The 23723-nt window shown below is 57.5% G+C and carries 23 protein-coding genes; 8 read left to right on the top strand and 15 right to left on the bottom strand.

The features are described 5' to 3' along the window. Nucleotides 1–122: 122 nt before the first annotated feature. The gene (gmhB, locus tag RTM13_RS19650) at nt 123–689 is read right to left on the bottom strand and encodes a D-glycero-beta-D-manno-heptose 1,7-bisphosphate 7-phosphatase (protein WP_312214385.1); all 567 of its coding nucleotides are present in this window, start codon (nt 687–689) and stop codon (nt 123–125) included. A gap of 186 nt (nt 690–875) precedes the next feature. On the opposite strand from gmhB, the gene metN reads away from it, so the two are divergent. From metN to proS, 6 genes are all read left to right on the top strand, one after another. Further along, nucleotides 876–1907, top strand: a complete 1032-nt coding sequence (gene metN / locus RTM13_RS19645; RefSeq protein WP_312214384.1) for a methionine ABC transporter ATP-binding protein MetN — start codon at nt 876–878, stop codon at nt 1905–1907. Beyond that, nucleotides 1900–2553, top strand: coding sequence for a methionine ABC transporter permease MetI (locus tag RTM13_RS19640; protein WP_042390667.1), 654 nt, complete (start codon nt 1900–1902; stop codon nt 2551–2553). The genes metN and RTM13_RS19640 overlap by 8 nt, the downstream gene beginning before the upstream one ends. A 43-nt stretch (nt 2554–2596) precedes the next feature. Continuing rightward, entirely contained in the window at nt 2597–3412 is an 816-nt protein-coding gene (locus RTM13_RS19635; protein WP_268108984.1) for a MetQ/NlpA family lipoprotein, read from the top strand. Between the two features lie 107 nt (nt 3413–3519). Beyond that, nucleotides 3520–3927 carry an Rcs stress response system protein RcsF gene (rcsF, locus tag RTM13_RS19630; RefSeq protein WP_312214381.1) on the top strand — a complete coding sequence of 136 codons (408 nt, stop codon included), beginning with the start codon at nt 3520–3522 and terminating at the stop codon, nt 3925–3927. Next, entirely contained in the window at nt 3924–4631 is a 708-nt protein-coding gene (gene tsaA, locus RTM13_RS19625; RefSeq protein ID WP_312214379.1) for a tRNA (N6-threonylcarbamoyladenosine(37)-N6)-methyltransferase TrmO, read from the top strand. The genes rcsF and tsaA overlap by 4 nt, the downstream gene beginning before the upstream one ends. A 111-nt stretch (nt 4632–4742) precedes the next feature. Continuing rightward, nucleotides 4743–6461 carry a proline--tRNA ligase gene (gene proS, locus RTM13_RS19620; RefSeq protein ID WP_312214377.1) on the top strand — a complete coding sequence of 573 codons (1719 nt, stop codon included), beginning with the start codon at nt 4743–4745 and terminating at the stop codon, nt 6459–6461. A gap of 35 nt (nt 6462–6496) precedes the next feature. On the opposite strand, the gene arfB is transcribed toward proS, so the two are convergent. Further along, on the bottom strand, nt 6497–6916 hold the full coding sequence (gene arfB, locus RTM13_RS19615) for an alternative ribosome rescue aminoacyl-tRNA hydrolase ArfB (protein WP_312214375.1): 420 nt from the start codon (nt 6914–6916) through the stop codon (nt 6497–6499). Then, the gene (locus tag RTM13_RS19610) at nt 6913–7458 is read right to left on the bottom strand and encodes a YaeQ family protein (RefSeq protein ID WP_312214373.1); all 546 of its coding nucleotides are present in this window, start codon (nt 7456–7458) and stop codon (nt 6913–6915) included. The genes arfB and RTM13_RS19610 overlap by 4 nt, the downstream gene beginning before the upstream one ends. A gap of 159 nt (nt 7459–7617) precedes the next feature. Between RTM13_RS19610 and RTM13_RS19605 the strand changes: the two genes are divergently transcribed. After that, the gene (locus tag RTM13_RS19605; protein ID WP_312214371.1) at nt 7618–7818 is read left to right on the top strand and encodes a YaeP family protein; all 201 of its coding nucleotides are present in this window, start codon (nt 7618–7620) and stop codon (nt 7816–7818) included. Then, complete coding sequence (gene rof / locus RTM13_RS19600) at nt 7805–8065, top strand: Rho-binding antiterminator (protein ID WP_312214369.1); 261 nt, start codon at nt 7805–7807, stop codon at nt 8063–8065. Before RTM13_RS19605 ends, rof begins: the two co-directional genes overlap by 14 nt. A gap of 29 nt (nt 8066–8094) precedes the next feature. On the opposite strand, the gene tilS is transcribed toward rof, so the two are convergent. From tilS to bamA, 12 genes are all read right to left on the bottom strand, one after another. Beyond that, nucleotides 8095–9387, bottom strand: a complete 1293-nt coding sequence (gene tilS / locus RTM13_RS19595; RefSeq protein ID WP_312214367.1) for a tRNA lysidine(34) synthetase TilS — start codon at nt 9385–9387, stop codon at nt 8095–8097. Further along, the gene (locus RTM13_RS19590) at nt 9387–9776 is read right to left on the bottom strand and encodes a VOC family protein (protein ID WP_312214365.1); all 390 of its coding nucleotides are present in this window, start codon (nt 9774–9776) and stop codon (nt 9387–9389) included. Before RTM13_RS19590 ends, tilS begins: the two co-directional genes overlap by 1 nt. Nucleotides 9777–9832: 56 nt before the next feature. Further along, nucleotides 9833–11971: a lysine decarboxylase LdcC gene (locus RTM13_RS19585; protein WP_312214363.1), complete on the bottom strand. Its 2139-nt coding sequence runs from the start codon at nt 11969–11971 to the stop codon at nt 9833–9835. Nucleotides 11972–12065: 94 nt separating this feature from the next. After that, complete coding sequence (gene accA / locus RTM13_RS19580) at nt 12066–13025, bottom strand: acetyl-CoA carboxylase carboxyl transferase subunit alpha (RefSeq protein ID WP_312214361.1); 960 nt, start codon at nt 13023–13025, stop codon at nt 12066–12068. A 12-nt stretch (nt 13026–13037) separates the two neighbouring features. Continuing rightward, on the bottom strand, nt 13038–16520 hold the full coding sequence (dnaE, locus tag RTM13_RS19575) for a DNA polymerase III subunit alpha (protein ID WP_312214359.1): 3483 nt from the start codon (nt 16518–16520) through the stop codon (nt 13038–13040). Between the two features lie 37 nt (nt 16521–16557). After that, nucleotides 16558–17154 carry a ribonuclease HII gene (rnhB, locus tag RTM13_RS19570; RefSeq protein ID WP_103820637.1) on the bottom strand — a complete coding sequence of 199 codons (597 nt, stop codon included), beginning with the start codon at nt 17152–17154 and terminating at the stop codon, nt 16558–16560. Next, nucleotides 17151–18299, bottom strand: a complete 1149-nt coding sequence (gene lpxB / locus RTM13_RS19565) for a lipid-A-disaccharide synthase (RefSeq protein WP_312214357.1) — start codon at nt 18297–18299, stop codon at nt 17151–17153. Before lpxB ends, rnhB begins: the two co-directional genes overlap by 4 nt. Beyond that, nucleotides 18299–19087, bottom strand: coding sequence for an acyl-ACP--UDP-N-acetylglucosamine O-acyltransferase (lpxA, locus tag RTM13_RS19560; RefSeq protein WP_312214354.1), 789 nt, complete (start codon nt 19085–19087; stop codon nt 18299–18301). The genes lpxB and lpxA overlap by 1 nt, the downstream gene beginning before the upstream one ends. A gap of 3 nt (nt 19088–19090) precedes the next feature. Then, nucleotides 19091–19546: a 3-hydroxyacyl-ACP dehydratase FabZ gene (fabZ, locus tag RTM13_RS19555; protein WP_006173598.1), complete on the bottom strand. Its 456-nt coding sequence runs from the start codon at nt 19544–19546 to the stop codon at nt 19091–19093. Between the two features lie 99 nt (nt 19547–19645). Continuing rightward, on the bottom strand, nt 19646–20674 hold the full coding sequence (gene lpxD / locus RTM13_RS19550) for a UDP-3-O-(3-hydroxymyristoyl)glucosamine N-acyltransferase (RefSeq protein WP_312214352.1): 1029 nt from the start codon (nt 20672–20674) through the stop codon (nt 19646–19648). A 3-nt stretch (nt 20675–20677) separates the two neighbouring features. Further along, nucleotides 20678–21172, bottom strand: coding sequence for a molecular chaperone Skp (skp, locus tag RTM13_RS19545; protein WP_312214350.1), 495 nt, complete (start codon nt 21170–21172; stop codon nt 20678–20680). Between the two features lie 116 nt (nt 21173–21288). Further along, nucleotides 21289–23700, bottom strand: coding sequence for an outer membrane protein assembly factor BamA (bamA, locus tag RTM13_RS19540; protein ID WP_312214349.1), 2412 nt, complete (start codon nt 23698–23700; stop codon nt 21289–21291). Nucleotides 23701–23723 lie beyond the last annotated feature (23 nt).

Genomic DNA, 23723 nt, shown 5'->3' with positions numbered 1-23723 from the left:
CTGTTTCCGTGAAGTGATTCACGTTTGCCGTTTCGATGGAGGCGCATTATAGGGAGTTATTCGGAGCTGACAAGCGGAAAAAGACAATTTTATTTCAACCGCTCATCTTTTCGTCATAACGGCTATTTTTGCTGCTTTTTAATCGTTGCTGGCAGCTCTGCAAGGCCATTAAGCACCCAATCCGCTGCATTTTCCGCCTCTGGCGTTACCGGTTTGCCGGTACGCACTAATATCTTGTGGCCGACACCCGCTGCTGCTGCTGCCTGCATATCTTCTAATTTATCGCCCACCATATAAGAGGCGGCCATGTCGATGTGTAAAAAGTCGCGCGCGGAGTTCAGCATCCCAGGATGCGGCTTGCGGCAGTCGCACACCTGGCGGAACTCTTCCACTGCGCCCTGAGGATGGTGTGGACAGTAATAGATGCCGTCCAGGTCGACGCCGCGATCTGCCAGCGACCAGTCCATCCATTCTGTCAGGGTCTCAAACTGGGCTTCGGTAAACTTGCCGCGGGCAATGCCGGACTGATTAGTCACCAGCACCAGCGCGAAGCCCATCGCTTTTAACTCACGCATAGCGTCAATGACGCCATCGATAAACTCAAAGTCGTCAATCTCGTGGACATAACCATGATCGACATTAATCGTGCCATCACGATCGAGAAAAATTGCGGGTACTGACTGTGCCACCGGCTTACTCCTGAAAAAGGCATGTCGCGCTAGTATCTCATGTTTCACGCGGCAAGAAAGTGCTCATCATAGCGAGTTACATTGAATTAGACGTCTGGATGCCTTACCATCCGCTCTGTTTACGGTCACTGCCCGTATCTGGCAGAACAAAATGCCACGGCTAACTCATACGACAAAAATATTCTAATGATTAAACTTTCGAATATCACCAAAGTGTTCCAGCAAGGGAACCGCACCATTCAGGCGTTGAATAATGTCAGCCTGCATGTCCCTGCCGGACAAATTTATGGCGTCATCGGCGCATCGGGTGCCGGTAAAAGTACGCTGATTCGCTGCGTTAACCTGCTTGAGCGTCCGACGCAGGGCAGCGTTCAGGTGGGCGGTGAAGAGCTGACTACCTTATCGGAAGCGCAGCTTACCCGCGCACGCCGCCAGATTGGCATGATTTTCCAGCACTTTAACCTGCTGGCTTCCCGTACCGTCTACGGTAACGTGGCGCTGCCGCTGGAGCTGGACAACACCCCGGCGGCCGAAATCAAGCGTCGCGTAACGGAACTGCTGGACCTGGTCGGCCTGGGCGATAAGCACGACAGCTATCCGGCTAACCTCTCTGGCGGCCAGAAGCAGCGCGTGGCGATTGCCCGTGCGCTGGCAAGTAATCCGAAGGTGCTGCTCTGCGATGAGGCCACCAGCGCGCTGGATCCGGCCACGACCCGCTCTATCCTCGAGCTGCTGAAGGACATTAACCGTCGCCTCGGCTTAACCATTCTTCTTATTACCCATGAGATGGATGTCGTGAAGCGCATCTGTGACTGCGTGGCGGTGATCAGCAATGGCGAGCTGATTGAGCAGGATACGGTTAGCGAAGTGTTCTCCCATCCGAAGACGCCGCTGGCCCAACAGTTTATTCAGTCCACGCTGCATCTGGATATTCCGGAAGATTACCAGCAGCGTCTGAAGGCGGAACCCGAAGCTGACAGCGTGCCGATGCTGCGCATGGAGTTCACCGGCCAGTCCGTGGACGCGCCGCTGCTCTCTGAGACAGCCCGTCGGTTCAACGTTAACAACAACATTATTAGTGCGCAGATGGATTACGCCGGCGGCGTGAAGTTCGGCATTATGCTGACCGAGATGCACGGCACGCAGCAGGAGACCCAGGCCGCCATCGCCTGGCTGCAGGAACATCATGTAAAAGTAGAGGTACTGGGTTATGTCTGAGCCAATGATGTGGTTACTGGCGCGTGGCGTCTGGGAGACGCTGGCGATGACCTTTGTCTCCGGCTTCTTTGGATTCGTGATTGGCCTGCCGGTGGGCGTGCTGCTGTACGTGACCCGTCCGGGGCAGATCGTTGAGAACGCGAAGCTCTACCGCACCCTCTCCGCGCTGGTGAATATCTTCCGCTCCATTCCGTTTATTATCCTGCTGGTATGGATGATCCCCTTTACCCGCGTGATTGTCGGCACCTCCATTGGCCTGCAGGCGGCGATTGTGCCGCTGACCGTTGGCGCTGCGCCCTTTATTGCCCGTATGGTAGAGAACGCGCTGCTGGAGATCCCAACCGGGCTGATTGAGGCCTCCCGTGCGATGGGCGCAACGCCGATGCAGATCGTCCGCAAGGTGCTGCTGCCGGAAGCGATGCCGGGACTGGTTAACGCGGCCACCATCACCCTGATTACCCTGGTGGGCTACTCCGCCATGGGCGGTGCGGTCGGCGCGGGCGGGCTGGGCCAGATCGGCTATCAGTATGGTTATATCGGCTATAACGCCACCGTAATGAACACGGTGCTGATATTATTAGTCGTGCTGGTTTATCTGATTCAGTTCTCTGGCGATCGTATCGTCCGGGCAGTGACGCATAAATAGCGTTGTACACAACACAATCGACTCAGTGAGTTAAGGAAATAACATGGTGTTCAAATTTAAGACCTTTGCGGCGGCGGGTGCGCTGATTGGTGCTCTGGCATTGGTAGGCTGTGGCCAGGACGAGAAAGATCCGAACCACATTAAAGTGGGCGTTATCGTCGGTGCCGAGCAGCAGGTTGCAGAAGTGGCCGCGAAAGTGGCGAAAGACAAATACGGCCTCGACGTTGAGCTGGTGACCTTCAATGACTACGTGCTGCCAAACGAAGCGCTGAGCAAAGGCGATATTGATGCTAACGCCTTCCAGCACAAACCGTACCTGGATCAGCAGATCAAAGATCGCGGTTACAAGCTGGTTTCTGCTGGTAACACCTTTGTCTACCCTATCGCTGGCTACTCCAAGAAGATTAAGTCTCTGAGCGAGTTGCAGGATGGCGCGCAGATTGCGGTTCCGAACGATCCGACCAACCTGGGCCGCTCTCTGCTGCTGCTGCAAAAACAGGGTCTGATCAAGCTGAAAGAGGGTGTTGGCCTGCTGCCGACCGTTCTGGACGTGACCGATAACCCGAAAAACCTCAAAATTGTTGAGCTGGAAGCACCGCAGCTGCCGCGCTCGCTGGACGACGCACAGATTGCTCTCGCGGTCATCAACACCACCTACGCCAGCCAGATCAACCTGACTCCGGCGAAAGACGGTATCTTCGTTGAAGATAAAGACTCCCCGTATGTGAACATGATCGTGACCCGCGAAGACAATAAAGACGCGGAAAACGTGAAGAAATTCGTTCAGGCCTACCAGTCTGACGAAGTTGACCAGGCGGCGAACAAGGTCTTTAACGGCGGCGCAGTTAAAGGCTGGTAATCTCTCCTCGGTGTAATATCATTCAGGGCGGGCGCAAGCCCGCCTTGTCATTTATGCAGGCAACTGGTTCAATAACTGACAATTTGATCACTCATTGAGGAAATACTATGCGTGCTTTACCGATCTGTTTACTGGCACTCATGCTCAGCGGCTGCTCCATGCTAAGCAGATCTCCCGTCGAACCCGTACAAAGCAACGCAGCAACGCCGCCGAAAGCGGAGCCCGCTAAAGCGAAAGTGACCCCGCCGGCTCCGGTCAGAGTCATTACCAACCCGGAAGAGCTGATCGGCAAAACGTTCCGCGATCTGGGCGAGGTCTCCGGCGACTCCTGCCAGGCGAGTAATCAGGACTCTCCGCCGAATATCCCGACCGCCCGCAAGCGTATGCAGATCAACGCGGCCAAAATGAAAGCCAACGCTGTCCTTCAGCACAGCTGCGAAGTGACCAGCGGCACGCCGGGCTGCTACCGCCAGGCCGTGTGCATCGGATCGGCGCTTAACGTTTCGGCGAAATGAGCACCTTTCAGTTTGCGCAGATAGGCGTTATTCGCTCCCCCTACAAAGAGAAGTTTGCCGTTCCGCGCCAGCCGGGGCTGGTGAAAAGCGGCGGCGGGGAGCTTCATCTCATCGCCCCCTATAACCAGGCCGATGCGGTGCGCGGGCTGGAGGCGTTTAGCCACCTCTGGCTGCTGTTTATTTTCCATCAAACGATGGAGGGTGGCTGGCGACCAACGGTGCGCCCTCCCCGGCTCGGCGGCAACGCCAGAATGGGGGTGTTCGCTACCCGCTCGACCTTTCGCCCGAATCCCATCGGCATGTCGCTGGTGGAGCTAAAAGGCATCCGCTGTCAGGGTGAGCAGGTGATCCTCGAGCTGGGCAGTCTCGATCTGGTGGACGGCACGCCGGTAGTGGATATCAAACCCTACCTGCCCTTTGCTGAAGCGTTGCCGGAAGCAAAAGCCAGCTACGCCCAGCAGGCACCGCAGGCCACTATGCCGGTTGGCTTTACCCCCGAGCTTGCCGAGCGCCTGCCGCAGCTAGAAAAGCGCTATCCGCATCTTCGGCAGTTTATTGTCGAGGTGCTGGCCCAGGATCCCCGTCCGGCCTATCGCCAGCAGGAGGAGGCAGGCAAGGAGTATGCCGTCTGGCTGCTCGATTTTAACGTCCGCTGGCGGGTGACCGAGGCAGGCTTTGAAGTCTTTGCGCTGGAAGCGCGGTAAATTCTGCCCGCTCTCTTTTGACATAGCTGTCTCGCTGGTAAACTGAATCACTTTTTTTGTGTCAGGCCCGCTTTGGGCCTGTGCCCATCGTCCAAATGGAATCGTAATAACATGCGTACTAGCCAATATCTGCTCTCCACCCTGAAGGAGACACCTGCCGACGCCGAAGTGATCAGCCACCAGCTGATGCTGCGCGCCGGGTTGATCCGCAAGCTGGCCTCCGGGTTATACACCTGGCTGCCGACCGGCGTGCGCGTTCTGAAAAAAGTCGAAAACATTGTGCGTGAAGAGATGAACAACGCCGGTGCGATCGAGGTGTTAATGCCGGTGGTTCAGCCCGCTGACCTGTGGCAGGAGAGCGGTCGCTGGGAGCAGTACGGTCCGGAGCTGCTGCGCATTGCCGATCGCGGCGAGCGCCCGTTTGTTCTCGGCCCGACGCATGAAGAGGTCATCACCGATCTGATCCGTAACGAGCTGAGCTCCTACAAACAGCTGCCGCTGAACTTCTATCAGATCCAGACCAAATTCCGTGACGAAGTACGCCCGCGTTTTGGCGTGATGCGCTCCCGTGAGTTCCTGATGAAAGACGCCTACTCTTTCCATACCTCACAGGAATCATTGCAGCTGACCTATGACGCGATGTATGCCGCCTACAGCAAAATCTTCAGCCGCATGGATCTCGACTTCCGTGCCGTGCAGGCGGATACCGGCTCTATCGGCGGCAGCGCCTCGCACGAGTTCCAGGTGCTGGCTAAGAGCGGTGAAGACGATGTGATCTTCTCCGATACCTCTGACTACGCGGCCAACATCGAGTTTGCTGAAGCGCTTGCGCCGAAAGAAGCGCGCGGGGCGGCCACCCAGGAGATGACCCTGGTCGATACGCCGAACGCAAAAACCATCGCCGAGCTGGTTGAGCAGTTTAACCTGCCGATTGAAAAAACCGTTAAGACCCTGCTGGTGAAAGCGGTAGAGGGTGGCGCTTACCCGCTGGTCGCTCTGCTGGTGCGTGGCGATCACGAACTGAACGAAGTGAAAGCGGAGAAGCTACCGCAGGTTGCCAGCCCGCTGACCTTTGCGACCGAAGCTGAGATCCGCGCTATCGTCAACGCCGGCCCAGGCTCCCTCGGCCCGGTGAATATGCCGATTCCGGTAGTTATCGACCGTACCGTTGCCGTGATGAGCGACTTCTCTGCGGGCGCGAACGTCGATGGCAAGCACTACTTCGGCATTAACTGGGATCGCGACGTGGCGATGCCGGAAGTGGCTGACATCCGTAACGTGGTCGCAGGCGATCCAAGCCCGGACGGCCAGGGTACCCTGATGATCAAGCGCGGCATCGAAGTGGGTCACATCTTCCAGCTGGGCACCAAGTACTCTGAAGCACTGAAAGCGTCAGTCCAGGGTGAAGATGGGCGTAACCAGATTTTGACCATGGGCTGCTACGGTATCGGCGTGACCCGCGTGGTGGCGGCAGCCATCGAGCAGAACCACGACGAGCGCGGTATCGTCTGGCCGGACGCGATTGCGCCGTTCCAGGTTGCCATTCTGCCGATGAACATGCACAAATCCTTCCGCGTGCAGGAGCTGGCCGAGAAGCTCTACGCTGAGCTGAACGCGCAGGGAATTGAGGTGTTGATGGACGATCGTAAAGAGCGTCCGGGCGTGATGTTTGCTGATATGGAGCTGATCGGTATTCCGCACACCGTCGTGATCGGCGATCGCAACCTCGACAGCGACGATATCGAATACAAATACCGCCGCAACGGCGAGAAGCAGCTGATTAAAACCGGCGACATTCTCGACTATCTGGTAAAAGCTATCAAAGGCTAAGCCCTGCTCTGCCCGGCAAGCCTGCCGGGCAGATTCTACTCCCCGCCGCGCACTTTGCCGCGTAATGCCTTCACCGACGATTTTTGCGACTTGGTCGCCAGGCGTCGCTCTTTCGACGCCCGCGTCGGACGCGTAGCACGGCGGCTCTTCTGCTCTACCATCAGCTCCTGAATCAACGACACCAGACGGGCCAACGCCGCTTCACGGTTCATCTCCTGGCTGCGGTACTCCTGGGCCTTGATCACCACCATACCGTCGCTGGTAATCAGATGGTGGCTCGCCGCCAGCAGGCGCTCTTTATAGGCATCCGGCAGGCTGGAGGCCTTAATATCGAAGCGCAGGTGGATCGCCGTGGAGGTTTTATTCACGTGCTGGCCACCCGCCCCCTGGGCGCGAATGGCGGTCAGCTCGATCTCACTGTCGGGAATGGCGACGCTGCGTGAAATCTCAATCATGCCGCGCTCTGCCAGGTTGTCAGATGGATCTCCAGGTTGTTCTCCGCGTCGGAGAGCCAGATTGCGCCATCCTGAATAGTGGCCTGTAGCGCCATGGTGCGGGAGGCAAAAGCGCTCAGCTGGGCCAGCTGCTCATCATCAAGATACCAGATGCTCAGGTTACTGAATCCAGCCAGCTTGTTCTGATTCTGCTGCCACCAGACCTGCGCCGCTCGGCTGTTGTAGGTAAAGAGCGCCACCTCTTTCGACTGGGTGCAGGCTTTCTTGATGCGTCGCTCCTCCGGCAGCCCCAGCTCAATCCAGAGATCGATCCCCAGATGATCGTTGCGCAGCCAGGCTTCCGGCTCATCCTCTGCGCTAAGACCACGGGTAAATTGCAGCCGTTCGTTGGCAAATTTGATCCACGCCAGCAGGCGCAGCATCATGCGCTCCTGGGTCTCAGAAGGGTGGCGCGCCAGGGTCAGGGTGGCATCAAGAAACTGGTTGCGGTCCAGATCGGCCACGTTCACCGTCGCTTTATAAATGGTTGCTTTCAATGCCATGTCATCGCTCCTTCGCAAAATAGCGCCCATTGTAGCAAACATTCGGTCCGCTGATATTGCCGGGATGAGTATGGTATAGTCAGCTTGCTAAACAGAGTTTATCTTCGTAGGCTTAAACTTACATCCCACGGCAAAGTCAATACACTGACAGGAGGGTATGTGGACAATTATTGTGAGTTAATACGCAAGCGGTATGCGGAAATTGCCAGCGGAGACTTAGGGTTTATCCCGGATGCGCTGAGCTGCGTATTAAAAGCGCTCAATGAAGTAGCATCGGACGATCTGCTTCCTGAGCCCGTCAGGGAAAAGGCAGCCTATGCTGCCGCGAACTTACTGGTGAGCGATTATGTCAATGAATGAAACGTATCAACCCATCAACTGCGATGACTATGACAACCTTGAACTCGCCTGCCAGCATCATCTGTTACTGACGCTGACGCTGAAAGATGGCGAAGAGTTAAAGGCCAAAGCCAGCGATTTAGTCTCGCGCAAGAACGTTGAGTACCTGCTCGTCGACGCAGCAGGTGAAACGCGTGAGCTCCGCCTCGACAAAATTGCCAGCTTTAGCCACCCGGATATCGGCACCGTCGTGGTGAGCGAATCCTGAATCTGTTCCAGCGGGCAGCATGCTGCCCGTCATTTCCGCCACGTCAGCCGTAACCCCTCAGCGTTATCTGCCAGCCCTTCCTGAGTCACAAACTGCCCTGCCGCCGCGATTGGCGTTTCGCCGTAAAACAGTATTGGCGTGGTATCCCGCAGCCAGGGCGCAACGCCAAGCTCCTGCCAGATTTTTTTCAGCTTGCGCCCGCCGTTGCGTCCGGCAACGTAGAGCATTCCCGGCGCATGAAAGCGCACCGTGACCGGCTCGTCGGCACGCGGCGGCCGAATATTGCCCCCCGTTACCAGCGTTAGCTCTCCCAGCCCGGCGGGCAGCGTCAGCGGCTCCAGAGGTCCAGGCCATGGGATCACAGTCTGCCGCTGGCCGGGCGTGCTTTTCACCCACCAGAGCTGGCCCTGAAAGCGACGGATCTCATGGGATCCCAGCACCAGACGCGGGGCCGCATCTTCCCGGGCGAGGATCGCCTCCTGCCAAATGCGGGTCAGCAGATCCCGCGACGGCATCGGCGCACCCAGTCCGCTTAGCCAGCGGCGCAGAAGTGCTGCCCGGCGGGTAGCGCTCATAGTCATCAGTGGCGCAACGGTTAACGCCCCCTCTTCGCTGACTAAACTTGCCAGCTCCTCCGCCAGCAGCTCGTCCAGCAGCTGCTCCTGCTCGCCGCACAGCGCTGCGCTGCGCGCCGCCGCGTTGGCAAAGTGCGGCCAGCGCTGCTTCAGCAAGGGGAGAACCTCAAGACGGATAAAATTGCGATCGTAGCTGACGTCCTGATTACTCTCATCTTCGATCCAGCTCAGCCGATGGGCGCAGGCCCACTGCTCCAGCGCCTCGCGGGTTTCATTGAGCAACGGGCGCAGCAGCAGGGTGCCGTGGAAAGGCAGCTCGGCAGGCATGGCCGACAGCCCCGCCGGGCCGCTGCCCCGTTTCAGCGCCAGCAGCAGCGTCTCGCACTGGTCATCCTGATGCTGGGCGGTGACCAGCACCTCCCCCGCCCGCAGCGCGTCGGCAAAGGCCTGATAGCGCGCCTTGCGCGCCTGAGCTTCAAGGCCCAGCCCCTCCTCCGCCAGCGTCACACGGGCGATGCTCAGCGGCACATCCCAGCGGCTGCATACCTGTTGACAGTGGGCTACCCATGCGTCGGCGTTTGGGCTGAGTCCATGATGAACGTGGATCGCCCGCAGAGAAACGTCAGGCTGCTGGATGCGCCACTGCACCAGCTGATGCAGCAGAACGGTGGAGTCCAGCCCGCCGCTAAACGCCACCAGAAACCGGCGGCGGGCGTGCAGGCTTTGCATAATAGGTAGAGGTGTCATTACTGCTGGTATAGCTCCAGCGGCAGTCCGTCGGGATCGGTAAAGAAGGTGAAGCGCTTATCGGTAAAGGGATCGATACGCACCGGCTCGCACTCGACGCCGTGCTGTTGCAGGTGGGTAATGGCCCGCTCGACGTCATCCACGCTGAAGGCCAGATGACGCAGGCCGCAGGCCTCGGGACGGCTGGGCCGCGCGGGCGGGAAAGGAAAGGAGAAAAGCTCAATCACATACTCGCCGTTCAGCGCCAGATCGCCCTTCCATGAGTCCCGCTCTTCACGATACGCTTCGCTTTGCAGCGTAAAGCCTAAGATGTCGCAGTAAAACGCTTTGCTCTTTGCATAATCCGTCGCAATGATCGCGATGTGGTGAACCTTTTTTAAACCAAGCATAACCCCTCCTTTTTTCATGCCAACGTTACGACGCTGCGCATCCCTGCGCAAGAGGGTCACGTCTGTTTTAAGACCCTTACCCGGTAAACGCCATCCTCATCGCGCTTCGCACCGTGGATATCCGTTTCGAAACCAGGATAGTGGCGGCCGATAGCGCAGAGCATCAGCAGAAAATCGAGCACCGCCCGGCTCCGCTCGGTGATCATCTCTCCAGGCATCAGCAGCGGGACGCCTGGCGGATACGGCAGGATCATATTGGCGGAGACCCTTCCCACCAGCGCCTCCAGCTCGACGGTCTCCACCTCGCCCTTCACCTGCAACTGCCACGCCTGGTGCGGAGTCATGATCATATGCGGCAGCACGTCGAAGGCCTGAAGCATCAGACGCGGCAGCTCGTGCTGGCAGATCAGCTTGTGGATCCCCTGAGCCAGATCCTGAATGCGCATGTTGCGGTAGAAGTCGGGATCCTCTGCATAGAGGTCCGGCAGCATGTTCTTCACCCGCAGGTTGAGATCGTAGGCGCGCTTAAACTCCATCAGGCCACGCAGCAGCCCCATCGCCCGGGTTTTATCGATGCCGATGCTAAACAGGAACAGCAGGTTGTAGGGGCCGGTTTTCTCTACCACTACGCCGCGCTCGTCGAGAAATTTCGCCACCAGCGCGGCGGGAATGCCCTCCTCCGCCATGTTGCCCTGCTCGTCCATGCCCGGCGTCAGGATGGTGACCTTGACCGGATCGAGGAACATATGGTCCGCATCCGCCTCGCGGAAGCCGTGCCACGCCTCACCCGGCGCAACCGGCCAACAGTCGGCCTGGTCAATGTCTTCCGGCTGCCAGATATCGAAGAACCACCCCTCCGCCTCGTCTTTCAGCCGCTGTACCTCTTTGCGGAAGTGGAGCGCACGCTCAACGGAGCGGTTGATCAGCCGCTTACCGGGATTACCCCGCAGCATCGCTGCCGCCGTCTCGATAGAGGCCACCAGCGGATAGCTGGGCGAGGTAGTGGTGTGCATCATATAGGCTTCGTTAAAGGTCTCTTCGTCATATTCGCCCTTAACGTGGATCAGCGACGCCTGGGAGAAGGCGGCCAGCATCTTGTGCGTCGACTGGGTTTCAAAGAAGACTTTGCCCGGCACGCGGTCGCCGCTCATACCGCTCTTGCCTTCATAGATAGGGTGGAAGTTGGTGTAGGGAACCCATGCTGAATCGAAGTGAATCGACGGCACGTCCAGGGTCTCCTTGATCCAGTTGGTATTGTAGAGTAGCCCGTCATAGGTGGAGTTAGTGATCACCGCGTGGACCGGCCAGCTGGCACCGTGCGTTGCCGCCACCTTCTCTGTAATGCTGTCGTGGCTAAACTCGCGGCGGGGAATGCCGCCTAAAATACCCAGCGCGTTGCGTCCCGGCTTGAGCCAGATTGGCACCACGTCGCTCATCATCAGCAGGTGGGCCAGCGACTTATGACAGTTGCGATCGATAAGCAACGTGCTGCCGTCAGGCGCGGCGTACATGCCGACAATCTTGTTAGAGGTCGACGTGCCGTTGGTCACCATATAGCTCTGCTCTGCGCCAAAGGTGCGGGCGATATACTCTTCGGCTTCCAGGTGCGGGCCGGTGTGATCGAGCAGGGATCCCAGCTCGGTCACGGAGATCGAGACGTCGGCTTTCAGGGTATTGCCGCCGAAGAAGTCATAGAACAGACAGCCCACCGGGCTTTTCTGGTAGGCGGTACCGGCCATGTGTCCGGGGGTACAGAAGGTGTACTTGCCCTCTTTCACGTAGGTGAAGAGCGAGCGGGTGAAGGGCGGCGTAATCTGATCCAGATACTCGTTGGTATACTGGCGGATACGCGTCGAGATGCTGTCGGCTACGCCCAGCGCATACTCAAAAAACCAGAGCGCCATACGCATATCGTGGGCGCTGACGTCCATGGTTGAATGGGTGTTAATGAAGGCGTAGAGCGGCAGATATTCATTTAGCTGGTTGATGTCGCTGCACAGATCCAGCCCATGCTGGTCCCAGTCAAAGATGACGCCGCAGATGCGTGGGTTGTGTTCGATGAGTTTTAACAGGTCGTTGCTGCTGGTGGGGTAGATGAGCTGAAAACCCTGCTGCTCCAGCGCAAGGTGAAGCTCTTTGAGGGGCTCGTCTTTATAAAAAACGCCCTGCTGCCCCATGATGGCGATGATATTCAATGCTTACCTCCGTGCGAATTCACAGATAAGCATAGTTGAGGCGAGTAGGTTTGGTAGGCCGGGCAAGCGCTAGCACCGCCCGGCGTTTACCCGATTAGGCGTAGCCGTAGCTCATCAGGCGCTGGTAACGACGGTCACGCAGCTCCTCTTTGCTCAGCACGTCGAGATCGGCCAGATCTTCCAGCAGCTGCGCCTTCAGCGACGCGGCAATGGCTTCCGGGTTACGGTGCGCACCACCCAGCGGCTCCGGAATAATGGAGTCGATCAGCTTCAGCTCTTTCAGACGCGGAGCGATGATGCCCATCGCATCCGCAGCCAGCGGCGCTTTATCAGCGCTCTTCCACAGGATGGAAGCACAGCCTTCCGGGGAGATCACCGAGTAGGTGCTGTACTGCAGCATGTTAACTTTGTCGCCCACGCCGATAGCCAGCGCGCCGCCGGAGCCGCCTTCACCGATGACGGTGCAGATCACCGGCACGTTCAGACGTGACATCTCACGCAGGTTGCGGGCAATGGCTTCAGACTGACCGCGCTCTTCTGCGCCCACGCCAGGGTAAGCACCCGGGGTGTCGATGAAGGTGATGATCGGCATGTTGAAACGCTCGGCCATCTCCATCAGACGCAGCGCTTTACGGTAGCCTTCCGGCGCTGGCATACCGAAGTTGCGGCGGATTTTTTCTTTGGTTTCACGCCCTTTCTGATGACCAATGATCATCACCGGACGCCCGTCCAGACGCGCGATACCGCCGACGATGGCTTTATCGTCGGCGTAGGCGCGGTCACCGGCCAGCTCGTCGAACTCATCAAACGCCAGGCGGACATAATCCAGGGTGTACGGACGCTGTGGATGGCGCGCCAGTTGCGCCACCTGCCATGCGCCGAGATCGGCAAAGATTTTGCGCGTCAGCTCTACGCTTTTTTCGCGCAGACGATGCACCTCTTCGTCGATGTTAATATCCAGTTTTTCATCCTGGCGGCTTACGGCCGTCAGGGAATCGATTTTCGCTTCCAGCTCGGCGATCGGCTGTTCGAAATCAAGGAAATTCAGACTCATAGTATTCCTGTATTAGTCAAACTCCAGTTCCACCTGCTCCGGGCCAACCAGGCCACGCAGATCGTTAAGTAAACGATCGCTCGGAGAGACACGCCATGTTGCACCAAAGCGCAACCGGGCGCGCGCATCCGCTCTCTGGTAGTAGAGATGCACTGGAATAGTTCCCGAACGGTGGGGTTCCAGAGACTGACGGAGTCGGTTTAAAAGCTGGTCATCAATTTGCCTGTCCGTCAGCGAGATAGCAAGCCCGCGAGCATATTTTTCCCGGGCTTCGTCAATGTCCATCACTTCGCGGGCGGTCATTTTAAGCCCCCCACTGAAGTCATCAAAGCTGACCTGTCCGCTGACGATGAGTATGCGGTCTTTTTCCAGCAATTGCTGGTATTTATCCAACGCGTCGGTGAATAACATCACCTCCAGACGGCCGGAACGGTCATCCAGCGTACAGATACCGATACGATTGCCGCGCTTGGTGACCATAACCCGCGCCGCAATGACGAGCCCCGCAGCGGTGGTGATCTTACCACGCTCTGTCGGGTGCATGTCTTTGAGCCGAAGCCCGCCGACATAGCGCTCAATCTCTTTTAAATACTGGGTAATCGGGTGACCCGTCAGGTAGAGTCCCAACGTCTCACGTTCCCCGTCCAGCACCACCTGCTCCGGCCAGCGCTGGCAGTTAGCGTAGGACTGCTCGATCTGGGCCGGCTCTTCCGCCAGCACGCCGAACATATCCGCCTGGCCAATCGCCTCTGCTTTGGCATGCTGATCGGCGGCTTTTAGCGCATCGTTCAGCGAGTTCATCAGCGCGGCGCGGTGCGGCCCGAGACGGTCAAACGCCCCGGACATAATCAGTTTTTCCAGCACCCGACGGTTAAGCTTTTTGGTATCGGTGCGGGCGCAGAGGTCGAACAGCTCGCGGAAGTAGCCATCTTTATTACGCGCTTCAAGAATGGCTTCAATCGGGCCTTCACCCACGCCCTTGATCGCGCCGATACCGTAGACAATCTCGCCGTCGTCGTTAACGTGAAAATGGTACAGCCCGGAGTTGATATCCGGCGGCAGGATCTTTAACCCCATCCGCCAGCACTCATCCACCAGCCCGACCACCTTCTCGGTGTTATCCATATCCGCCGTCATAACCGCCGCCATAAACTCAGCGGGATAGTGGGCCTTCAGCCACAGCGTCTGGTACGACACCAAAGCATAGGCAGCGGAGTGCGATTTGTTAAATCCGTAGCCGGCGAATTTCTCTACCAGGTCAAAGATTTTGATCGCCAGCTCACCGTCAATGCCGTTCTTTCTCGCTCCGTCTTCAAAGACCGAGCGCTGCTTGGCCATCTCTTCCGGCTTCTTCTTACCCATCGCACGGCGCAGCATGTCCGCGCCGCCCAGCGTATAGCCAGAGAGCTCCTGGGCAATCTGCATCACCTGCTCCTGGTAGAGGATGATGCCGTAGGTCGGCTCCAGCACCGGCTTCAGGCACTCGTGCTGCCACTGCACGTCCGGATAGGAGATCTCTTCCCGGCCGTGTTTACGGTCAATAAAGTTGTCTACCATCCCGGACTGCAAGGGGCCAGGGCGGAACAGGGCCACCAGGGCGATCATATCTTCGAAGCAGTCAGGCTGCAGGCGTTTAATCAGATCCTTCATGCCGCGGGATTCAAGCTGGAAGACCGCGGTGGTTTCCGAGCGCTGCAGCATATCAAAACTTTTCTTGTCGTCTAGCGGGATCGCGGCGATATCAATCGGCTCCAGCCCCTGCTTCGCCCGGCGCGGGTTGATCATCTTCAGCGCCCAGTCGATGATCGTCAGCGTGCGCAGGCCGAGGAAGTCAAACTTCACCAGGCCCGCATACTCCACGTCATTCTTATCGAACTGGGTCACCGGATGCTGCCCGGCTTCGTCGCAGTAGAGCGGCGCAAAATCGGTAATTTTAGTCGGCGCGATCACTACCCCACCGGCGTGCTTACCGGCGTTACGCGTTACCCCTTCCAGCTTGCGCGCCATGTCGATGAGGGCCTTGACCTCTTCATCGGCCTCGTAGATCTCCGGCAGCTGCGGCTCGGCCTCGAAGGCTTTCGCCAGGGTCATACCTGGATCCGGCGGCACCAGCTTGGAGATACGATCCACAAAACCGTAGGGGTGGCCCAGTACGCGGCCCACATCGCGGATCACCGCTTTCGCTGCCATCGTACCGAAGGTGATAATCTGCGACACCGCCTCGCGACCGTACATCTCCGCCACGTGGTCGATAACCTGGTCGCGTTTCTCCATGCAGAAGTCAACGTCGAAGTCAGGCATCGAAACACGCTCCGGGTTGAGGAAGCGTTCAAACAGCAGGTCAAACTCCAGCGGATCGAGGTCGGTGATCTTCAGCGCGTAGGCCACCAGCGACCCTGCGCCGGACCCACGGCCTGGCCCTACCGGGACGCCGTTATCCTTCGACCACTGGATAAACTCCATCACGATCAGGAAGTAGCCCGGGAAGCCCATCTGGTTGATGACCTTCAGCTCAACGTCGAGGCGCTCGTCATACTCGGGGCGCTTCTCGGCGCGTACCGCCGGGTCCGGGAAGAGGAACTCCAGACGCTCCTCCAGCCCCTCCTTCGACTTCAGCACCAGGAAATCTTCGGTGGTCATCTCACCGGTGGGGAACTGCGGCAGGAAGTATTCGCCGAGACGCACGGTGACGTTGCAGCGCTTGGCAATCTCGACGCTGTTCTCCAGCGCTTCCGGGATATCGGAGAAGAGCTCACACATCTCCTCTTCGCTGCGCATATACTGCTGCGGCGAATAGAGGCGCGGACGTTTGGGATCGTCAAGGGTAAAGCCGTCGTGAATGGCGACGCGAATTTCATGGGCGTCAAAATCGCCGCTGTCGATAAAGCGGACGTCGTTGGTCGCTACCACCGGCAGACCACGCTCCTGGGCCAGCTCAACCGCCGCGTGCAGGTAGCTCTCTTCGTCAGGACGACCGGTACGGATCAGCTCCAGGTAGAAGCGATCCGGGAAGTGGGTCTCATAGAAGCTTACGCACTGATCGACCAGCGCCGCGTTGCCGCGCAGCAGGCTCTTGCCCACATCGCCCATGCGTCCGCCCGAGAGCAGGATCAGCCCTTCGCCTAGCTCCGCAAGCCACTCCCGATCGATATAGGGCCCCAGCGCGCCATAGCCACGCTGGTAGGCGCGGGAGATGAGCAGCGTCAGGTTCTGGTAGCCATCGTTGTTAGCGGCGAGCACCGTGATCTGCGTAAACTCGTCGCCCATGATATCGCTCTGGACGTGAAAATCCGCCCCGACGATTGGCTTAATCCCTGCCCCGTGGCCCGTTCCGTAGAACTTAACCAGACCACAGAGGTTGGTAAAATCGGTGATCGCCAGCGCAGGCTGACCTAACGCGGCCGCCTTTTTTACCAGCGGTCCGGTCTTAGCCAGCCCATCGATCATGGAGTAGTCGCTGTGCACCCGCAGGTGCACGAAACGTGGTTCAGCCATAGTATAGTTAGCTTCCGCTTTACTTAATGTGCAGCAATCAGGAGACCAGTCCCAGCGCGCGTTTTACAGGCGCAAAGCTACGCCGGTGATGCTCTGTCGCGCCGTGCTCCGCCAGTCTCTCCAGGTGGAAAGCGGTCGGATACCCTTTATGCTGCGCAAAGCCATATTGAGGGAACGTCAGGTCAAGCGCGGCCATCTCGGCGTCGCGCGTGACTTTAGCAATAATGGAGGCCGCGCTAATCTCCGCGACCCGGCTATCCCCTTTCACCACCGCCATCGAGGGCATAGGCAGGGCCGGACAGCGGTTGCCGTCAATCAGCACATACTCGGGAACAACGGATAGCCCGGCCACGGCGCGCTGCATCGCCAGCATGGTCGCGTGCAGAATGTTCAGCTCGTCAATCTCATGCGGCTCGGCGCGCCCCAGGCTCCAGCATAGCGCTTTTTCCTGAATCTCAGCAAACAGCGCCAGACGACGTTTTTCACTCAGTTTTTTGGAGTCGTTCAGACCGATAATGGGCCGGGCGGGGTCAAGGATCACCGCCGCCGTAACGACCGCGCCGACCAGCGGGCCACGGCCCACCTCATCCACACCCGCCACTAAGTGGTGGTGCGGATAAATAAATTCATTCATTTTGCTAGCTCCAGCACAGCATCCGCCGCCTGTTCATCTGCGTTGCAGCGGATCTGCTGATGCAGCTCACGGAAGGTGTCATGCATGGCGTGGCTGGTGTTGCCCCGGGCCAGCAGGGGCAGCAGCGCATCGGCCAGCAGCTGCGGCTGGCACTCGTCCTGCAGCAGCTCCTTCACCAGCTCGCGCCCGGCCAGTAGATTAGGCAGCGAGACGTAGTCGGTCTTCACCAGCCGTTTAGCCAGCCAGAAGGTGAATGGCTTCATGCGATAGCCCACCACCATCGGGCATTTTGCCAGCATGCACTCCAGCGCGGCAGTGCCGGATGCCAGCAGCGCGGCGTCGCTGGCAACCATCGCCTCGCGGCCCTTGCCGTCCAGCAGGTGAACCACCAGATCCGGTGCCACCTCGGCTTTGATACGCTCGAACTGCTCCCGACGTTTCGCGTTAACCAGCGGCACCACCACCTCTAAATCGGGATAGTGCTGGCGCAGGATCTGCGCGGTACGCAGGAAGTCAGCGCTGAGCATCTCGACTTCTGCGCCACGGCTGCCCGGCAGCAGCGCCAGGCAATGGGCGTCATGCGAGAGCCCGAGGGCATCGCGTGCGGCGTTTTTATCGGGATCTAGCGGCATGGCATCCGCCATGGTATGGCCGATAAAACGGCACGGCACGTTAAAGCGGTCATAAAACGCTTTTTCGAAAGGCAGAAAGGCCAGAACCAGATCGGTGGATCTGCCTATTTTGAAAACGCGTTTCTGTCGCCAGGCCCAAACGGAGGGACTGACGTAGTGAATCGTTTTAATACCCTGCTGTTTGAGGTTGCCCTCAAGGGTAATGTTGAAATCCGGGGCGTCAATGCCGACAAAAACGTCCGGCTTAAGCTCGGTGAAGCGGCGCGTCAGGTCGGCGCGGATATGCAGCAGGCGACGCAGGCGGCCCAGCACCTCCACGATCCCCATCACGGCCAGCTCTTCCATCTCATACCAGGCTTCGCAGCCCTCGGCCTGCATCAGCGGGCCGGCCACGCCGACAAAGCGGGCGTTGGGCACACGCTGCTTGAGCGCACGGATGAGACCGGCACCAAGAATATCGCCGGAGGTTTCTCCGGCGACCAGGGCAATCGTAAGCGGACGATCGTCAATCATTACCGGATCAGGCCCCGCGTCGAGCGCTCAAAGAACTCGCTGAACGCGCGTACTTCCGGGTGCGCTTCCGCCAGCTCAGCGATCTCCGGCTTAACCTCTTCCAGCGTCTTACCGCTGCGATAGAGCAGCTTGTAGGCGTTGCGAATGGCAATCAGCGCTTCACGGCTAAAGCCGCGACGCTTCAGCCCTTCGATGTTAACCCCAAACGGCGTGGCGTGGTTACCTTGGGCAATCACGTACGGCGGCACGTCCTGAGCAACGCCGGAGCAGCCGCCAACCATGACGTGCGCGCCGATGATGCAGAACTGGTGAACCGCCGTCATGCCACCGATGATGGCATGATCGTCGACCGAGACGTGGCCCGCCAACGTCGCGTTGTTAGCGAGGATACAGTGGCTTCCTACCGTACAATCATGCGCAACGTGTGCGTTGATCATTAGCAGGTTACCGCTGCCCACCTTCGTCAAACCACCGCCCTGTTCGGTACCACGGTGAATGGTTACGCTTTCGCGAATGCGGTTACGATCGCCAATTTCCACCCGGGTCGGTTCGCCAGCATATTTGAGATCCTGGTTCACTTCACCGATGGAGGCGAACTGATAGATCTCGTTGTCGCGGCCAATTTTGGTGTGGCCGTTAACAACAACGTGAGACTTCAGTACGGTACCCTCACCAATTTCAACATGGGGTCCAACAATACAGAACGGGCCAATGTGGACGTTAGCGCCAATAACGGCACCCTCTTCCACGATGGCGGTTGGATGAACAAAGGCAGTTTTATCAATCACGTATCAGGCCTCCCGGCTACGTGCACACATCATAGTAGCTTCACAAACAACTTTACCGTCGACCGTTGCCACGCCCTTAAAGCGGGTCAGGCCACGGCGCGTTTTTTCAAACGTGACTTCCATGATCATCTGATCCCCTGGCACCACCGGACGCTTGAAGCGCGCTTCATCGATACCGGCAAAGTAGTACAGCTCGCCAGGCTCCAGTTTTCCTACGCTTTTGAACGCCAGAATGCCGGTGGCCTGGGCCATGGCTTCCAGAATCAAGACGCCCGGAAAAATGGGTTTACCAGGGAAGTGGCCCTGGAAAAATGGCTCATTAACCGAAACATTTTTTACTGCGCGCAGAAAACGACCTTCTTCGAAATCCAGCACGCGGTCAACCAGCAGAAACGGGTAGCGGTGCGGCAGAAGCTCTAAAATCTCTTCAATGTGCAGAGTATGAGTGTCAGTAGTCAAAATACTCTTCCTGTCAAAAAATACTGAATGGCAATAATAACACGGCCCGCGACAATCTAATGCCGTCAGGCCGGGAAGTTTGGGCGTAAAACGGGTGAATTATTCGTCTTGTTGCACGACCTTGCGCTCAAGAGCCTTGAGACGCTTGCTCATGTCATCAATATTCATCACCAGCGCTGCTGTTTTTCGCCAGGTTTTATTGGGTTGCAGCGGGATACCCGATGAGTAGACGCCCGGTTCAGTAATGGGACGCATCACCATACCCATGCCCGTTACGGTGACCTTATCGCAGATTTCCATGTGACCGTTGATCACGCTCGCACCGCCAATCATACAGTAGCGGCCAATTTTTAAACTGCCCGCCATGATGACGCCGCCAGCAACTGCGGTATTGTCGCCAATCACGACGTTATGTGCAATCTGGCACTGGTTATCAATGATAACACCGTTGCCGATAATGGTGTCATCCAGCGCGCCACGGTCGATAGTGGTACATGCGCCGATCTCAACACGATCGCCGACGATCACCCGACCAAGCTGGGGGATCTTCACCCAATTGCCGCGATCGTTGGCATAGCCAAAGCCATCCGCGCCGATCACGGTGCTGGACTGAATGAGGCAATTTTCGCCGATCTCAATCTCATGGTAAATGGTCACGTTGGCCCATAAACGCGAGCCTGCGCCAATTTTTGTCTTTTTGCCGATAAAACAGCCTGCGCCAATCACGACGTTATCGCCCAGCTCAACGTCGGATTCGATAACGGCGTTAGCGCCAATGGAGACGTTGTTACCCAGCTTAGCCGACGGATCGATTACTGCACTGGGTGCAATGTCCTGGGCCGGCTGCGGCGTGGTATCAAGAATTTGTGCCATCCGGGCATACGTCAGGTAGGGGTTTTTCACTACCAGCGCGGGGCCGTGGGCAAAAGGAAGGTCGTCCTGCGTCATCACGACAGCAGAGGCCTGGCAAGCCGCCAGATGTTCACGGTACTTTGGATTTACCATGAAGGTGATTTGACCTGCTTTAGCGGACTGCATGGACGCAACGCCGGTGATGGCGATATCGCCATCACCGTGTAACTCTGCATCCAACTGTTGAGCTAAATCAGACAGTCGAATTGTAGACATTACTTATTTAACCTGTTTCAGCACATCAGCGGTGATGTCTTTTACGTCACTGCTGTTGTAAGCAACGGTATTTGCGTCAACAACCAGATCGATACCGTCGTCGGCTGCCACTTTCTTCACTGCAGTCTGGATACGGGTAACCAGCTTGCCACGCTCTTCGTTGGAACGACGTGCGCGATCCTGCTCAAAAGCCTGCGCTTTCTGGGAGAAAGCCTGGCGCTGAGACATGACGTCTTTTTCCAGCTTGCTACGATCGGAAGCTTTCATCGTTGAGCCGTCACGCTGCAGGCGCTGCATTTTGCCCTGCAGATCGTTTTCCTGGCTCTGCAGTTCGCTGGCGCGGCCTTTGAACTCGTTTTCCAGCGTTTTAGAAACACCGGTAGTCTGAGCGACCTGCTGGAACAGGGTGTTCATGTTAACGATCGCAATTTTATCTGCTGCCTGAGCAGAGGTAACCATCGCTAAACCGAGACCTGCAGCTAATAACCACTTTTTCACAATAAACTCCTTACCATCCCAATGTATCCGAAGATACCGTTCTTTGCGTGGTGAGGCGACCTCGCGATCGCCTGCATCAGCGCTACACTACCTGTGCATTCCGTTGCGCAGAGCAGTTACCAGGTTTTACCAATGTTAAACTGGAACTGTTCTGCTTTGTCCCCTTCGTATTTCTTAAACGGCTGGGCGTAGGAGAAGACCAACGGCCCCAGCGGAGACATCCATTGTAGTGCAATACCCGCAGACATACGGATGTTGCTTGGATCGCTATAGTCCGGAATATCACCAGGTACTTTTGAAGGATCCCAGTTAGTATCCCACACCGTACCCGCATCCCAGAAGACGGAGGTACGGATCGAGTTAGCATACTTCTCGCTCACAAACGGCGTCGGGGTGATCACTTCCAGGCTGGCGACGCCCATCGCGTTACCGCCCACCGCGTCATCAGACTTACAGAGAGAGCCTGCGACACTGTTCTGGCAGTTCTCCTGGTTGTTACCACCGTAGTAGACCGCTTTCGGACCGATGTTGTTGGACTGGAAGCCACGCACGGTGCTGGAGCCGCCGGCGTAGAAGTTCTCATAGAACGGCATCTCTTTGCCGCCTATGCCGTCACCGTAGCCCCAACGGGTACGGCCCAGCACTACCCACTTATGATCGTCATCAAGCGGGACATAGGTCGCGGTGTCCAGCGTAACCTTGTAGAACTCGTTATCCGAGCCTGGTACGGTGACCTTACCGTTCAGGTTGACGCGCGAGCCGTCCGTTGGGAAGTAGCCGCGGTCAAGATGGTTGTAGGTCCAGCCGTAGTTAAAGGTGAAGTCGTCTGCGCTGTAGTCGTTATCGTTGTCCTGGGTGTTGGCGCTCTGCCCCACCGAGTCGAGATAGCGCCACATGGCCACCTGCGGCTCCATGTTGGAGAGGTCGTTATGCACGTAACCTAAGCCCAGGCGCAGCGTGTTGTACTCGTTGATCGGGAAGCCCAGCGTCCCGTCAAGGCCGTAGCTCTTGTTGGTGTACGACGAGAGGTCCGCGTCATCGGCTTCGAAGTCGTTATAGAAGATACGACCGCCGAGGCTCACACCGTCAACGGTGAAGTACGGGTTGGTCACGGACAACTCAGAGTAGGTCTGGTAGTCGTTTTTGGTCCCGTTGATCCCTACCGAGTAACCCGTACCCAGCCAGTTATCCTGCTGAACGCCAACCTGGAAGCTGACGCCGCTCTCGGTGCCGTAGCCGACGCCGAAGTTGAAGCTACCGGTGTTACGCTCTTTGACCTTGTAGACTACGTCAACCTGGTCCGGGCTGCCTGCAACACGCTGGGTATCGGTATCTACCGTTTCGAAGTAGCCGAGACGGTTCAGACGCTCTTTACCCTGATCGACCAGATCGCTGCCCAGCCACGCGCCTTCCATCTGACGCATTTCACGGCGCAGCACGGCGTCTTTGGAGGTATCGTTACCTTCAAAGCGGACCTTACGCACGTAGTAGCGGTTGCCCGCATCGACGTTGATATGCAGCTTCACGGTCTTATCTGCATCGTTGATCTCAGGCTGAGACTGTACGCGCGGATAGGCGTAGCCATAGCGACCCAGAAGCTTCTTAATGTCGTCTTCCATTTTGGTCACTTTGGTGCCGTTATAGAGTTCGCCCGGCTGAATTTTCGTCAGGCTCTCAATTTCGGCAGAGTGACCGGCCAGGTTACCGCTGACTTCAACGCCGGAGAGCTTGTACTGATCGCCTTCGGTGACGTTAACGGTAATGTAGATGCCTTTTTTATCCGGCGTCAGACTGACCTGAGTGGAGTCGATGTTGAAACGCGCATAGCCACGATCGAGGTAGTAGCTACGTAACGTTTCCAGATCGCCTGCCAGCTTCTGCTTCTGGTATTTGCGATCGCCCACCACGTTCCACCACGGCACTTCGTCGCGCAGCTGGAAGGTTGAGATCAGCTCTTCGGTACTGAACGCGTGGTTACCGACGATGTTGATCTGTTGAATTTTGGCGGAGACGCCCTCCTGGAAGACCAGCTTCAGGTCGACGCGGTTACGCGGCAGCGGCGTAACGACCGCTTTCACGCTGGCGCTGTACTTACCGACGCTGTAGTAGAAATCTTCCAGACCTTTTTCGATATCGGCCAGGGTGGTGCGATCGAGTGATTCACCCACGCGCACGCCGGAGGCTTCGAGGTTCTGCTTCAGCATGTCATCTTTTACGGACTTATTGCCCGAGAAGGTGATGCTGGCAATGGTTGGACGCTCTTTAACCTGCACGAGGAGCGTATCACCATCGCGCAGGACGCGAACGTCCTCGAAGTTGCCGGTGGCAAACAGCGCACGGATGATATTACTGATGTCTTCATCAGTCACCGTGTCACCCTGACGCACTGGCATACTGAGGAGGGCCGCACCAACGGCGACACGCTGTAAGCCTTCGAAATGAATATCTTTCACTACGAACCCTTCAGCACCGTATACGGTCGCGCTGCTAAACAGCAGCGACGCTATAAGCAACTTTTTCATCGCCATCGTTATTATGCGTTCTTCCTAAC

Origin of the sequence: Pseudescherichia sp., from assembly GCF_031979925.1 — a bacterium.
Lineage (GTDB): Bacteria > Pseudomonadota > Gammaproteobacteria > Enterobacterales > Enterobacteriaceae > Pseudescherichia.
The sequence above is the reverse complement of the archived record's forward strand: the minus strand, read 5'-3'. Positions and strand labels throughout refer to the sequence as shown.

Bases quoted from the DNA above. Each gene is read 5' to 3' on its own strand.
- arfB (WP_312214375.1), bottom strand. From the start codon at position 6,916: ATGATTGAGATTTCACGCAGCGTCGCCATTCCCGACAGTGAGATCGAG.
- tilS (WP_312214367.1), bottom strand. From the start codon at position 9,387: ATGACACCTCTACCTATTATGCAAAGCCTGCACGCCCGCCGCCGGTTT.
- RTM13_RS19610 (WP_312214373.1), bottom strand. From the start codon at position 7,458: ATGGCATTGAAAGCAACCATTTATAAAGCGACGGTGAACGTGGCCGAT.
- accA (WP_312214361.1), bottom strand. From the start codon at position 13,025: ATGAGTCTGAATTTCCTTGATTTCGAACAGCCGATCGCCGAGCTGGAA.
- bamA (WP_312214349.1), bottom strand. From the start codon at position 23,700: ATGGCGATGAAAAAGTTGCTTATAGCGTCGCTGCTGTTTAGCAGCGCG.
- RTM13_RS19635 (WP_268108984.1), top strand. From the start codon at position 2,597: ATGGTGTTCAAATTTAAGACCTTTGCGGCGGCGGGTGCGCTGATTGGT.
- lpxB (WP_312214357.1), bottom strand. From the start codon at position 18,299: ATGATTGACGATCGTCCGCTTACGATTGCCCTGGTCGCCGGAGAAACC.
- metN (WP_312214384.1), top strand. From the start codon at position 876: ATGATTAAACTTTCGAATATCACCAAAGTGTTCCAGCAAGGGAACCGC.
- dnaE (WP_312214359.1), bottom strand. From the start codon at position 16,520: ATGGCTGAACCACGTTTCGTGCACCTGCGGGTGCACAGCGACTACTCC.
- rcsF (WP_312214381.1), top strand. From the start codon at position 3,520: ATGCGTGCTTTACCGATCTGTTTACTGGCACTCATGCTCAGCGGCTGC.
- rof (WP_312214369.1), top strand. From the start codon at position 7,805: ATGTCAATGAATGAAACGTATCAACCCATCAACTGCGATGACTATGAC.
- RTM13_RS19590 (WP_312214365.1), bottom strand. From the start codon at position 9,776: ATGCTTGGTTTAAAAAAGGTTCACCACATCGCGATCATTGCGACGGAT.
- rnhB (WP_103820637.1), bottom strand. From the start codon at position 17,154: ATGAATGAATTTATTTATCCGCACCACCACTTAGTGGCGGGTGTGGAT.
- RTM13_RS19640 (WP_042390667.1), top strand. From the start codon at position 1,900: ATGTCTGAGCCAATGATGTGGTTACTGGCGCGTGGCGTCTGGGAGACG.
- proS (WP_312214377.1), top strand. From the start codon at position 4,743: ATGCGTACTAGCCAATATCTGCTCTCCACCCTGAAGGAGACACCTGCC.
- lpxD (WP_312214352.1), bottom strand. From the start codon at position 20,674: ATGTCTACAATTCGACTGTCTGATTTAGCTCAACAGTTGGATGCAGAG.
- tsaA (WP_312214379.1), top strand. From the start codon at position 3,924: ATGAGCACCTTTCAGTTTGCGCAGATAGGCGTTATTCGCTCCCCCTAC.